The organism is Streptomyces sp. CA-250714 (assembly GCF_050936705.1).
GTDB lineage: Bacteria > Actinomycetota > Actinomycetes > Streptomycetales > Streptomycetaceae > Streptomyces.
In genome coordinates, this window is sequence record NZ_JBNJMI010000001.1 from 2118160 (window position 1) to 2131639 (window position 13480).

Consider the following 13480-nt stretch of genomic DNA (forward strand, 5'->3'; position numbering starts at 1 on the left):
CCCAGCACCCTCCCGCCGCGGCGTCGAGCCCGCAGCGGCGTCGAGCCTTACAACGGCGAGTCGAGCCTTACAGCGGCGAGGGGCTGGGGTAGGCGTCGTCCGCCTCGTCGACGGCTTCGTCGGTGTCCTCGACCAGCGCGTCCAGCTCGTCCTCAGGCCCAACCAGCGCGTCCGGCTCATCGTCGGGGGAGCCGTCCACATACCGGAGCACTCCCCACAGCGCGTGCTCGTCCGGGCCCTCGGGACCGATGGCGCACGCATGGAGCCCGTCGCGCAGCGCCGCGCCGTCGACCCCGGCGCCGATCAGCACCAGCTCCGTACGCCGTGCCTCGGAGCGGGCCCGCCGTTCCGGTGCGAACCGGAGGAAGCCGCCCACGGCATGCACCTCGTACAGGTTGTCTGGATCGGCCGCGCCGAAGTCCACATAGCCCTTGATCCGGTACAGCCCCTCGGGCCTGGCATCCAGGAACTCCAGGAAGCGGCGGGGGTCCAGCGGGCTGTCCGAGGCGAACTCCACCGATTCGTAGGCGGCATGCAGGTGCTCCACGTGGCACCCCTCCCCGCCGCACCCGTGCTCGTGCTCACCGCCATCGCTGTCTCCGTCGCCGTACAGCAGCGAGTCGAACGAGAGCTGTTCGACGGGTGGCCGTTCGCGCTGTACGCGGTCGAACAGCAGCGCCGGATCGACCCGGCCGAACGAGGCGGGGACCACAGGCGTTCCGGGGCTGAGCCGGTGCAGCTCCGCATGGAGCGCCGCACGGCGCTCGTCGGTCACACGGTCGGCCTTGTTGAGGACGAGCAGGTCGGCCGCGCCCACATGGCGCTCGAGTTCGGGATGGCGCGCGCGTACGGCCTCGAACTCCGCCGCGTCGACGACCTCCACCAGCCCGCCGTAGACGATGTACGGGCTGCGGCTGGCCAGCACCATCCGGATCAGCGTCTCCGGCTCGGCCACCCCGCTGGCCTCGATCACGATGACATCCATACCGGCCGCGGGGCGCGCGAGGACGTCCAGCACCTCGTCCATGTCGCTGGTGTCCACGGCACAGCACAGGCAGCCGTCCCCGATGGAGACCATCGAGTCCACCTGGCCGGACACCGCCATGGCGTCGATCTCGATGCTGCCGAAATCGTTGACGATCGCACCGATGCGGGTGCCTCTGGCGCGGCGCAGCAGATGGTTGAGGAGGGTGGTCTTCCCTGAGCCGAGGAACCCGGCCAGTACGACGACCGGGATCCGGTCGCCCACCGCGCCCCGTCGGGCACCGACCTCCGCATCGCGCACGCGTTCCGCCCCTCCTGCCTCGTCCGCCCCTGCAGCTCCTGAAGCTCCTGCGGCCGGCGGTTCCCGCGGCCGCGGAACGGCTGCCGATCGTACCGAAGGAGGCCTTCCGGTTCCCCGCTCAGGGCTGACCGCCGGCGGCGACGCGCGGCAGCGTGCCCGCGCCGGGCATGGTCACCCAGGTTAGGCTCACCTGTGTGAGCACGTGTGCGACGGCCTCCCAGGCCTTGGCCGAGCCCCTCGCGGGGACGGCGGCGACAGCCCGTACCTGGTTGCTGATCGAGCAGCCGGGCCCGTGGGGCAACAAGGCGCTGACCGAGAGCCGTCTCGACCCGGAGCTAGGGCAGGCCCTCGATGCCGCGGCAGCCGCGCACGGTGGCCGGGTCGCGCTGATCCGGCGCCCCGGACGGCACGCGGACAGCCCCCCGACCGCACAGCACCAGGTCTTCCTCGCGCGTACGGTCCCGGGCGACTCCTGGGTCCGTACGGCGGTGCTACCGGGCAACGGTCTGGGAGCGCTGCGGGAGCTGGATTTCGCGGCGCTCGATGGCGCTCCGGCGCTCGGTCCCGGCTGGCGGCCGTACGAGGGTGACCCGCTCGCGCTGGTGTGCACCAACGGGAAAAGGGACCGCTGCTGCGCGCTGCTCGGCAGGCCACTGGCGGCCGAACTCGAAGCGTCCGGCGGGGCGAACGTCTGGGAGATCACCCACATTGGCGGCCACCGCTTCGCACCCACCTTGCTGGTGCTGCCCTACGGCTACGCGTACGGACGGCTCGGCGCCCCCGCCGTGAAGGGCGTACTGGACGCCGTACGGGACGGCCACGTGCTGACGGACGGCTGCCGTGGCCGCTCGGCCTGGGACCGCCCAGGGCAGGCGGCCGACCTGGCCGTACGGGAGCGCACGGGCGAGACCCGCACGCACGCGCTGACCGTCCGGACCGTGCGCGCCGTGGGGGCCGTGCGGGCGAGGCCGGAAGGCGGGCGCTGGAGCGTGACCGTCGCGCATATGGATGGGCGCCGCTGGCGGGTCACCCTCGCCGAGTCCACCGACGGGCCTCCCGTATCCGCGAGCTGCGGTGCCGCCCCGGTCGCCCAGGTGCGGATGGATGTCGTACGGATCGCGGAGCTGCCTGCCGCCGACCCGGCCTGAGGCCGCGGCGGGAGCTGCCGCCCTGCCGCACCGGAGATACGGGCGGCGTCCGGCCTGGTGCGTCCGGGGAGCCGGGTGGATACCGTCCGGCTACGTCCCCCCGTCCGGGGGATCGGCCCGCAGCCCGTTCCCTCCCGCCGTGAGGTTGCCCGTGTCCCTCTCCGGCATGGCCTCGGCCCGAGGCGTATCCGTACGACGCCGGCTTCGCATACGCCCTCGCCGCCGGCCCCGGCAACCGCGTACCCCCGGCTGGCCACAGCGCGTGTCGTCCCAGGTGCTGCTGATGCTGCTGGCGGTCGTCACCGGGGTGACCGCCGTGGCCACCGGGCTGTTCCTGGCGCCGTTCAGCGAGCAGCTCGACGACCAGGCGTCCCGTCGCGCACTGGCCATCGCCCAGGCGACAGCGGCTGAACCCGGCCTGGACGACCTGCTCACCGACGGCGCGGGGCCCACCCGGAACGGGCCCGTCCAGCACCTCGCCGAGCGCATCCGGCACGCCACCGGCGCCAGCTACATCGTGGTGCTGGACACCCGCGGCATCCGCTGGTCGCACGCGGAGCCCGACCGCATCGGCCACCGGGTCTCCACCGACCCGGGGCCCGCACTGGCCGGCCGGGAGGTGCACCACATCGACGAGGGCACCCTGGGCAGATCGGCACGCGGCAAGGTGCCGTTGCGGGACGAGGCGGGGAAGGTCGTCGGAGCCGTCTCGGTCGGCATCGCCTACGACAGCGTGCGCGACCGCTTCACCCGGGCCGTTCCAGGGCTGCTGGCGTACGCGGGCGCCGCGCTCGGGGTGGGCGCGCTCGCCGCGCTGCTCGTCTTCCGCAGGCTCCAGAAACGCACCCACGACCTGGCGTTCTCCGACATCACCGCACTGCTGGCCGAACGGGAGGCGGTACTGCACGGCATCCGGGAGGGCGTCGTCGCACTGGACACCGCGGGACGGATCCGGCTGGTGAACGACGAGGCGCAGCGGCTGCTCGACCTGGACAAGCAGCACATCGGGCTGTCCCCGCAGGAGGCACTGGGCCCCGGGCGTACGGCCAAGGTGCTGGCGGGCGAGGTGCCGGGGTCCGATCTGCTGTCCGTCAGCGGCGGGCGGGTACTGGTCGCCAACCGGATGCCCACCGAGGACGGCGGCGCCGTCGCCACCCTGCGCGACAGAACCGAACTGGAGCGCCTCGGCCGGGAACTCGACGGCTCCCAGGGGCTGATCGACGCCCTGCGCGCGCAGGACCACGAACACGCCAACCGGATGCATATCCTGCTCGGTCTGCTGCAACTGGGCATGGTCGAGGACGCGGTGGACTATCTGAGCGAGGCCGTCGGGGCACACCGGGCAACGGCCGAGCAGGTCTCCGAGCACATCCACGATCCGATGCTCGCCGCGCTGCTGGTCGGCAAGGCCACGGTGGCCGCCGAGCGTTCCGTCGCCCTGCGCATCGCACCGGGCACGCTGCTGCCCGACTGCCTGGTGGACCCGCCGGAGCTGGCCACCGTGCTGGGCAACCTGGTCGACAACGCCCTTGACGCGGCAGCCGGTTCGCCCGGTGCCCGGGTGACGGTCGCGCTCGTCCCCGGCACCGGCCCAGCGCCGACCGGGCTCACCTTGCGAGTGAGCGACAGCGGCCCCGGTATCCCGCCCGAGCACCATGAAGCCGTCTTCACCGAGGGCTGGTCCACCAAGGAACCGCCGGCACACGGCCGCCGCGGGCTCGGCCTGGCGCTGGTACGGCGGCTCGCGGAGCGCCATGGTGGCACCGCACGGGTGGGCCGGGGCCCGGACGGCGGCGCGGAGTTCACCGTCGTCCTCCCCGAAGCCCTCCACCCGGAACGCGGCCCCGCGGATGTCACGCAGCGCCCGTGAGGTGCCCACCGGTCCGCGTTTCAGACCGCGCCCGCGCCCGTGAGGGAGCGCACCTCCGTCTCGGCGTGCCCGGCCGCGTCGGGACCGCCACAGGACAGGAGCGTGCCCAGCCAGCCCGCGAGGAAGCCCAGCGGGATGGAGACGATCCCGGGGTTCTCCAGCGGGAAGTACGCGAAGTCCCGGCCGGGGAACAGCGCCTGCGGACCGCCCGAGACGACCGGCGAGAGCGCCACCAGCGCCACCGCGGGCACCAGCCCGCCGTATACGGACCAGAGGGCGCCCCGCGTGGTGAAGCGCCGCCAGAAGAGGGCGTACAGCAGCACCGGCAAATTGGCCGAGGCGGCCACGGCGAAGGCCAGACCCACCAGGAACACCACGTTCAACTGCTGTGCGAGCAGGCTCAACCCGACGGCGACGGCCCCGATGAGGACAGCGGCCACACGTGCGACGGCGACCTCGTTCACCCGGCCCTGCTCCCGGGGCGGCTCCCACCGGCCAGGGCGCTCCCATACGCCGGAACGCCGCCACTCCTCGGGCCGCTTGCCCCGGGTCAGCGACGCGTACAGATCGTGTGCCACCGCGACCGAGGCGGCGAGGGTGACGCCCGCGACCACGGCCAGGATGGTGGCGAAGGTGACCGCTGCGACCAGAGCCACCAGGGCGCCTCCCCCGGTGGAATCCGCGCCACCGCCCAACTCGGCCGCCAGCAGCGGCACAGCGGTGTTCCCGGCAGCGTTCGACCGGCGCACCGCGTCGCTGCCCACCAGCGCAGCCGCGCCGGTGCCGAGGACGATGGTCAGCAGATAGAAGCTCCCGATGAGCCCGACCGCCCACACAACCGAGCGACGGGCGGCACGCGCGGTGGGCACGGTGTAGAAGCGCGCCAGGATGTGCGGCAGCCCTGCCGTACCGAGCACCAGCGCCAGGCCGAGGCTGAGGAAGTCGAGCCGCGAGGTCCAGCCGGCGCCGCCGTGGCGCAAGCCGGGGGCGAGGAAGTCCTTACCGTGGCCGCTGCGTTCGGCCGCGCTGGTCAGCAGTGCGGACAGATCGCCACCGAAACGCAGCAGCACCAGCACGCTGAGCGCCAGCGCGCCGCCCATCAGCAGAACCGCCTTGACGATCTGGATCCACGTGGTCGCCCGCATCCCGCCGCAGACGACGTAGAACACCATCAGCGCGCCCACCCCCGACACCGTCCAGGTGTACGCCGCTCCCCCGTGGCCGCCCAGCAGCAGCGCCACCAGGCTGCCCGCGCCGACCATCTGCGCCACCAGATACAGCACCGAGACCGTCACCGACGAACACCCCAGCGCAATCCGCACCGGCCGCTCGCGCACCCGTGCGGCAACGACGTCGGCGAGGGTGAAGCGCCCGCAGTTGCGGACCAGTTCGGCGACGAGCAGCAGGACGAGAAGCCACGCCACCAGGAATCCCACGGAGTAGAGCATTCCGTCGTAGCCGTAGAGCGCGATCAGACCGGCTGCTCCGAGGAAGGAAGCTGCGGACAGATAGTCACCGGCGATGGCGAAACCATTCTCCATCGGGGTGAAGAGCCTGCCACCCGCGTAGAACTCCTCCGGTGAGCCCTGCCGTCTGCTGCCCGCCCAGCTCGTGATGGCCATCGTGGCAACGACCACGGCGCTGAACAGCAGCAGGGTCAGCAACTGATGACCGCCGCTCACCGCACGCCCTCCCCGACCGGCGCGGACCCGGCCCCACGGGTCATCTCCTGGGTCTCCCAGCGGATTTCGAGGGCGAGCCGGTCCCTGCGCAGCCGGGCGTGGCGCGCGTACAGCCACGTCAGCAGGAACGCGGTGGCGAACTGCGCGAGCCCCGCGGCCATGCCGACGTTCAGCACACCGGCCACGGGTCTGGCCATCAGCCCCGGCGCGCTGACAGCCAGCACCAGATAGCCGAGATACCACAGCAGGAACGCCGCGCTGACGGGCAGCACGAAGCGCCGGTACCGGCGACGGACCTGCTGAAAGGCAGTGCTGTGCTGTACGGCCAGATACACCTCGCGCGCATCGGGCGAGCTCGTCTGCCGCTGCCGGGGCGGCGGCGGGCCGGGAGGGGCGCTGTTGGGCTCGGGGTCGCCCGTGGCCAGGGCGTCGTACCAGGGATCGTCGATGCGCATGCCTCAGGATGCGCGCAGGCCCCAGATCACATTCAGCACAATCCCGCCCCTTCACCCCTTCAGGTGACAGCCCGGTCACCGGGCGAAAGGATGGGTCTCACCGGACGTCGACCAGACGCTCATGGCCGTCAGACGATCAGACGTCGACGGCCACCCGAACGATCCGACATCGACGGTCGGTCGGACGATCCGACCTCGACGGTCGCTCAAACGAACCGACGTCGGCTGTCACTTGGACAACCGACGTCGGCAGTTACTGAGAAGTCCGCAACCGTTGAAACGTCCCCGTCGCTCAGACGTCGATGCGCGAGCGGTCCAACGTCGCGGCGGAGGAGCTGATGAACTCCCTGCGCGGCGCCACCTCGCTGCCCATCAGCAGGTCGAAAGCCTGCTCTGCCGCCTCCAGGTCGCTGATGTTGATACGGCGCAGAGTGCGGTGCCGCGGGTCCATGGTGGTCTCGGCCAGCTGATCGGCGTCCATCTCACCCAGACCCTTGTAGCGCTGGATGGACTCCTTGTAGCGGACCTTCTTGCTCTCCAGCTCCAGCAGCGTCTGGCGCAGTTCGTTGTCCGAGTAGGTGTACAGGTACTTGTCCTGCCCCTTCTTCGGGTTGATCAACTCGATCCGGTGCAGCGGTGGTACGGCCGAGAAGACGCGCCCCTCCTCCACCATCGGCCGCATATAGCGCTGGAAGAGCGTCAGCAGCAGACAGCGGATATGGGCCCCGTCCACGTCCGCGTCGGCAAGGAAGATGACCTTGCCGTAGCGAGCCTGGTCGATGTCGAAGGTCCGCCCGGACCCGGCTCCTATGACCTGGATGATGGCCCCGCACTCGGCGTTCTTCAGCATGTCCGAGACGGACGACTTCTGGACGTTGAGGATCTTGCCGCGGATCGGCAGCAGCGCCTGGAACTCAGAGTTCCGCGCCACCTTGGCAGTGCCGAGCGCGGAGTCGCCCTCCACGATGAACAGTTCGGTGCGGTCGATGTCGTCGGCACGGCAGTCGGCCAGCTTGGCGGGCAGCGCGGAGGACTCCAGCGCCGTCTTCCTGCGCTGCGCCTCCTTGTGCTGCCGCGCGGCAATACGCGTACGAGCCGCGGCGGCGACCTTCTCCAGTACGGCCCGGGCCTGCGCCTTGGCGTCCCGCTTGGAGGACGTCAGGAACGCCTTCAGCTCCTTGGCGACGACCTGCGCGACGATACGCGAGGCCGCCGAGGTGCCCAGTACCTCCTTGGTCTGCCCCTCGAACTGCGGCTCGGCCAGCCGCACCGTCACCACGGCGGTCAGCCCCTCAAGGGCGTCGTCCTTGACGACGTCGTCGTCGGCGACCTTCAGCAACCGGTGCGTACGCAGCGCCTCGTTGACCGTCTTGGTGACCGAACGCTCGAAACCCGCGACATGGGTGCCGCCCTTGGGGGTGGCGATGATGTTCACGAACGACTTGAGCGTCGTGTCGTAGCCGGTGCCCCAACGCAGCGCGATGTCCACACCCAGCTCGCGCTGCACCTCGGTGGGGATCATGTGACCACGGTCGTCCAGCACCGGCACGGTCTCCTTGAACGTGCCCTGCCCCTGGAGCCGCAGTACGTCACAGACTGCCTTGTCCTGTGCGAGGTACTCGCAGAACTCGCTGATGCCGCCGTCGTAGTGGAACGTCTCCTCGACCACCCCCTCGTCCTCCAGCCCACGCTCGTCCCGTACGACGATCGTCAGCCCGGGCACCAGGAACGCGGTCTGGCGGGCACGCGCGTGCAGCGTCTCCAGGGAGAGCTTGGCGTCCTTCAGGAAGATCTGCCGGTCCGCCCAGTAGCGCACCCGGGTGCCCGATCGGTTCTTGGGGATCTTCTTCCCCTTGAGCAGCCCGCTGGAGGGGTCGAACGGCGCGTCGGGGCCGGACTCGGTGAAGATGCCGGGCACACCGCGGCGGAAGCTGATGCTGTGGGTCCTGCTGTGGAGGTCGACCTCGACGTCCAGCCGGGAGGAGAGCGCGTTGACGACAGAGGCACCCACACCGTGAAGACCACCGGAGGCCGCGTAGGCGCCGCCGCCGAACTTGCCGCCGGCGTGCAGCTTGGTCATCACGACCTCGACACCGGAGAGCCCCGTCTTGGGCTCCACGTCGACAGGAATGCCCCGGCCGTTGTCGCCGACCTCGACCGAGCCGTCCTCATGGAGGGTGACCTCGATCCGGTCGCAGTACCCGCCCAGGGCTTCGTCAACCGAGTTGTCGATAATCTCCCAGAGGCAGTGCATCAACCCGCGACTGTCGGTCGAGCCGATGTACATGCCCGGCCGCTTGCGGACAGCCTCCAGCCCTTCCAGGACAAGCAGATGCCGCGCGGTGTAATTGGAACCGCCCTCGCGGTCTGCCCCGGTCAGCAGTGCGGTGGACGGCACGGACATATCGGCGGTCACGCGGTTCGCTCCTCGCTGAATTCTGCTTGAGACGGCTGGGTTGCCGCGTCAGAGGGTACCGAGGCCCAGGACGGCACGTGGCGCGCGACCCAGGAGACGGACGTGTGCGACCCAGGAGACGGATCAGGAGAACTGCCATGCTAGCTCACCTTCGATATTCTGTTCGATAACGGATCCTGGTGCCGCACACATCACGTTCCCATCCAGGCATGAACCATTTAGGCTCCGGGCACGTCCTCCACAACGAAGGGTTGGAACGGCCCGGAGTCGGACGACAACACAACGGCACGACGAGGACCTGTCAGCGCCACTGGCAGGACCCGCCACCACCCACCGTCACAGATTCAACAACAGACCGAACACACCGACGGACCACACCGACGGTTACCGACGGAAAGCTCCCAACCCCTGCAATACGGCCCATTCGCCGCCACCCGGCAACAATCCGGCCTCCCGGCCAAAAAAGTCCGGGAATGAAGGCCAGTGCGGGAACGTTTTCGGCCTGGTTGGATGTTGACCCTGGTACGACAGCTCGTCGAGCTAGAGAAGAGGCGACGTGACTACAGTTCTGACCCCCGCGACTCCGCTGACGGCAGCAGACCGCTGTGACCGGTGCAACGCACAGGCGTACCTGCGCGTTGTCCTTACAAGCGGCGGAGAGCTGCTGTTCTGCGCCCACCATGGCCGCAAGTTCGAGCCGGAACTCAAGAAGATCGCCGCGGAGATACAGGACGAGACGGAGAAGCTCACCGCGACTCCCGCCACCGAAGACGAACGATGACCTGCTGATTCGACGCCTTCGCGTCCACGTCCGACGAGCTATCCCGGCACAGGCCGGAACCGGCGGACGGTCCCCCCGACTCCCGGGAGGACCGTCCGCCCTCGTCATTTCCGGCGCCTTGCCCGGACCGTCCGGCGTCTCACCCAGACCGTTCGGCGTCTTACCGGGACCCGTCCGGCGTCCTGCCCAGGCCGCCCGGCGTCTTGCCCGGACCGGGCTCGCGCCCCCGGCGCGCCCCACCGGACCCCAGACCCCTCAGGGCGCGCTCCACGCCCCTCTCAGGTCCCTCCGCGTTCGACCACGCCGTCCTAGGCGTGGATTACGGATCCGACCGCGGAGAGCCGCGTATAGACGCCCGGCCTGCCCGACTCGCCGCAGCCGACGCCCCATGAGGCCAGGCCCACGAGCTTGCCCTGGGCGACCAGTGGGCCGCCGCTGTCCCCCTGACAGGCGTCCCTGCCGCCCTGCTTCGTCCCCGCGCACATCATGGTGCCCGAGTCGTAGGTGCCGTTCGCCGAGCCGGGGTAGGCACGCCGGCAGTCCGTGTCCGGCAGCACATTCACCCGCGCGGCGTGCAGCGTGTTCGCATAGTCCCCGCGCCCCGTGGTGTCGCCCCAGCCGTAGACCGAGGCCGGAGTGCCCGCCTGGTAAGCCGGGTCGCCCTGCTGGGCCATCGGAATGACGGACTCCCGCGGCACGGGGGACGCCAGCCGCAGTACGGCGATGTCACCCCTGTTGCTCCTGGGGTCGTAGTCCGGGTTGACCTTCGACGACTCGACCGCGATCTCCTTGCCCGCCGTGGTCGTCAGATCCCCCCGTCCCGTGATCACGCGCAGGTCGCTGACCTGGGAAGGATCGGCACCCAGCACCTCCCGGGTGAGGCAGTGCGCAGCCGTGATCGCCGTACGCGGGCCGACGACGGCACCCCCGCAGAACTGGCCCGAACGCTGCGGGCCGAACCGGTCACGGCTGGAGAGCGCGACCACCCACGGATGCGCCTCGGCGTTCACCGGCGCGCCGCCGATGACGACACGGTCGGAGCCCCTGCTGTGCGCGGCGCTCTGCGCCGCGGCCTGCGGGACCGCCTGCGCGAGGAACGCCGCTATCAGCGCCGCCCCCAGGCTGAGGAGACGATTTCCTGGGGGCACCGGGGTTCGGCTGGCGCGTGTTCGCTTACAGCGCATCGATCGCATGAGACCGACCTCCTGACCGTACGGAACTGTGTGACTACCCAGGGTGTTCCGCCTCCACGCGAGTCGCATCCCGGGCCACCCGGGATGTGCGCCGGATGCTCGATGACGCGTACGGATATCGGGCCGTATACGGGGCCCCGGGGCGCCTTGCGCGGGACCAGCCACTGCCGGCAACGCCCCGCCCAGCCACACGCACAGCAACGCGGAGGCCGGTGAACCCCTGGTTCGGGGTTCACCGGCCTCCGCGTGCGTCTGCGCTGTGCCGTTGTCTGTACGCCGTGCCTGTCAGTCCAGGTAGTCCCGCAGAACCTGCGAGCGGGAGGGGTGACGGAGCTTGGACATCGTCTTCGACTCGATCTGACGGATGCGCTCACGCGTCACGCCGTAGACCTTGCCGATCTCGTCGAGCGTCTTGGGCTGGCCGTCGGTCAGACCGAAACGCATCGAGACGACGCCCGCCTCGCGCTCGCTGAGCGTGTCGAGCACGGAGTGCAGCTGCTCCTGGAGGAGCGTGAAGCTGACCGCGTCCGCCGGGACGACCGCCTCGGAGTCCTCGATCAGATCACCGAATTCGCTGTCGCCGTCCTCACCCAGCGGAGTGTGCAGCGAGATCGGCTCGCGACCGTACTTCTGGACCTCGACGACCTTCTCGGGCGTCATGTCCAGCTCCTTCGCCAGCTCCTCCGGTGTGGGCTCGCGGCCCAGGTCCTGGAGCATCTGGCGCTGCACACGGGCGAGCTTGTTGATGACCTCGACCATGTGCACCGGGATCCGGATGGTGCGGGCCTGGTCGGCCATGGCGCGGGTGATGGCCTGGCGGATCCACCACGTCGCGTACGTCGAGAACTTGTAGCCCTTCGTGTAGTCGAACTTCTCGACCGCACGGATCAGACCGAGGTTCCCCTCCTGGATCAGGTCCAGGAAGAGCATGCCGCGGCCCGTGTAGCGCTTGGCCAGCGAGACCACGAGTCGGAGGTTAGCTTCCAGCAGGTGGTTCTTGGCGCGGCGCCCGTCCTCGGCGATGATCTCCAGCTCTCGCTGGAGCTTGGGGGCCAGCTTCTCCTCGGCGGCAAGCTTGTCCTCGGCGAAGAGACCGGCCTCGATCCGCTTGGCGAGCTCGACCTCCTGCTCCGCGTTGAGGAGCGGCACCTTGCCGATCTGCTTGAGGTAGTCCTTGACCGGGTCGGCCGTCGCCCCCGCGGCGGCGACCTGCTGCGCCGGCGCGTCGTCCTCGTCATCGTCGGAGATGACGAAGCCCTCGTTCTCGTTCTTGACCTCGGGTCCGGGGCCGTCCTCGGGACCGGGCTTGCCCGAGGGCTTGGCGGCGATGTCCTCCACCAGCTCCTCTTCACCCTCGAGGAGTTCGTCGACGACGGACTTCTTGGCTGCTGTCTTCTTGGGCGCCGCCGCCGTCTTCTTGGTTGCGGTCTTCTTCGCCGTGGTCTTCTTGGCCGCGGCCTTCTTCGCGGGCTTCGGCGCAGCCTCCTCCCCGGCGGCCTCCTGCCCCGCGGCTGCACCCGCGACGGGAGCGGAGGGGGCGGCCGGGGCAGCGGGAGCCGCGCTCGCTGGGGTGGCCTTCTTGGCCTGGGTGGTCTTGGCGGCGACCGTCTTGGTGGCGGTGCGCTTGGCCTGGGTCTTCGCTGCGACGCTCTTACGGGTGCGTTTGGGCGCCTCGGCTGCACTCACCATCAGCGTCACACCCTCCTCGTCGAGGATCTGGTTGAGGCTGCGCAGAACGTTCTTCCACTGGGTTGGCGGAATCTGGTCAGCCTCGAAGGCCCGACGTACGTCGTCGCCGGCGATCTGCCCCTCAGCCTTCCCCCGCTCGATGAGCGCCATCACGGACTCGGATTCGGCGATCTCCGCGGGGAGAGTACGGGATGTGCTGGCCGACACGAACAACCTCTCGGAACGATGGAAACGGCGGACCGCCGGTGGGGATGAACCGACGGCGCGGGCGGAGCAGTGGAGAAATAACGGGTAGGAACAAGAGCCCCGGACGGAGCGCCCGTATTCCCTCCTCCGCTGTCACCTCTTGAGTCATCGCATGGGAACGGGAAGCGTTACGCCCAATTCACGTGGCCCGAGTCACACCGCATACCCGCTCATGCACGGTGATAACCAGACTAATCGGGTGCCCGTGTGGGTGAGCACAGCTGCCCGTGTGGGTGAGCACTCGGGGGTGGGGCGCCGGGGTGGGCGTTGAACGGGGCGCGGGCGTGGGCTCGGCTTGCGGGGGCCAACGGACGGGGTGGATCCGGGGCCCCTGACTCGTGGGAGTGGGGTGGCTCGGGCGAGAGACCGGGTCGGGGGCAAGAATTGAGCGTAGGAGCTCGGGTGCTGGGTTCGGATACGCGGACTGGGTACGGGGCTCACCGGTACGGCTCGGTGGGGCGGGCTCGGCTGCGGGTCTCAGGTACGCCTGCTCAGGTGCGGGACGCGGCCGTGGCGCGAAGCTAGACACCTACTCAGGCGCGTCGGTCCGCTGGCCGGACTGCGCCGGGACCTCCGGCGAGCAGCCGACAGCGCGCAGGCGACTCACACGGACGGCCGTGCCACCGGAGGGCGGAGGCACGGCCGTCGTACGCATCGCCGGAACCCCGAGACCGAGCGGGAGCCGAGCCCACAGCCTGAAGCCGTGCGTGCGGGA

General features: G+C 70.1%; 9 protein-coding genes. 3 read left to right on the forward strand and 6 right to left on the reverse strand.

Annotated features, from left to right (window positions below):
- Window positions 1-67: 67 nt before the first annotated feature.
- Entirely contained in the window at window positions 68-1285 is a 1218-nt protein-coding gene (locus ACQEU8_RS09315; RefSeq protein ID WP_433098765.1) for a CobW family GTP-binding protein, read from the reverse strand.
- 194 nt (window positions 1286-1479) lie between these two features.
- Between ACQEU8_RS09315 and ACQEU8_RS09320 the strand changes: the two genes are divergently transcribed.
- Window positions 1480-2433 (forward strand): sucrase ferredoxin, encoded by a 954-nt coding sequence (locus ACQEU8_RS09320; protein ID WP_433098769.1) that lies wholly within the window; start codon window positions 1480-1482, stop codon window positions 2431-2433.
- Between the two features lie 166 nt (window positions 2434-2599).
- A complete protein-coding gene (locus tag ACQEU8_RS09325) occupies window positions 2600-4303 on the forward strand; it encodes a sensor histidine kinase (RefSeq protein ID WP_433102262.1) in 1704 nt (567 codons plus the stop codon).
- A 20-nt stretch (window positions 4304-4323) separates the two neighbouring features.
- Here ACQEU8_RS09325 and ACQEU8_RS09330 read toward each other — a convergent pair whose 3' ends face one another.
- From ACQEU8_RS09330 to ACQEU8_RS09340, 3 genes are all read right to left on the reverse strand, one after another.
- On the reverse strand, window positions 4324-5985 hold the full coding sequence (locus tag ACQEU8_RS09330; RefSeq protein ID WP_433098771.1) for a solute symporter family protein: 1662 nt from the start codon (window positions 5983-5985) through the stop codon (window positions 4324-4326).
- Window positions 5982-6440: a DUF485 domain-containing protein gene (locus tag ACQEU8_RS09335; RefSeq protein ID WP_433098773.1), complete on the reverse strand. Its 459-nt coding sequence runs from the start codon at window positions 6438-6440 to the stop codon at window positions 5982-5984. The genes ACQEU8_RS09330 and ACQEU8_RS09335 overlap by 4 nt, the downstream gene beginning before the upstream one ends.
- A 292-nt stretch (window positions 6441-6732) precedes the next feature.
- Complete coding sequence (locus tag ACQEU8_RS09340) at window positions 6733-8856, reverse strand: DNA gyrase/topoisomerase IV subunit B (protein ID WP_433098775.1); 2124 nt, start codon at window positions 8854-8856, stop codon at window positions 6733-6735.
- Between the two features lie 556 nt (window positions 8857-9412).
- Between ACQEU8_RS09340 and ACQEU8_RS09345 the strand changes: the two genes are divergently transcribed.
- A complete protein-coding gene (locus ACQEU8_RS09345) occupies window positions 9413-9637 on the forward strand; it encodes a DUF7455 domain-containing protein (RefSeq protein ID WP_433098777.1) in 225 nt (74 codons plus the stop codon).
- Window positions 9638-9945: 308 nt separating this feature from the next.
- Here the strand turns inward: ACQEU8_RS09345 and ACQEU8_RS09350 are convergent, their stop codons facing one another.
- The gene (locus ACQEU8_RS09350; RefSeq protein ID WP_433102264.1) at window positions 9946-10821 is read right to left on the reverse strand and encodes a serine protease; all 876 of its coding nucleotides are present in this window, start codon (window positions 10819-10821) and stop codon (window positions 9946-9948) included.
- 294 nt (window positions 10822-11115) lie between these two features.
- Window positions 11116-12726 (reverse strand): RNA polymerase sigma factor, encoded by a 1611-nt coding sequence (locus ACQEU8_RS09355; protein ID WP_433098779.1) that lies wholly within the window; start codon window positions 12724-12726, stop codon window positions 11116-11118.
- Window positions 12727-13480: the final 754 nt, after the last annotated feature.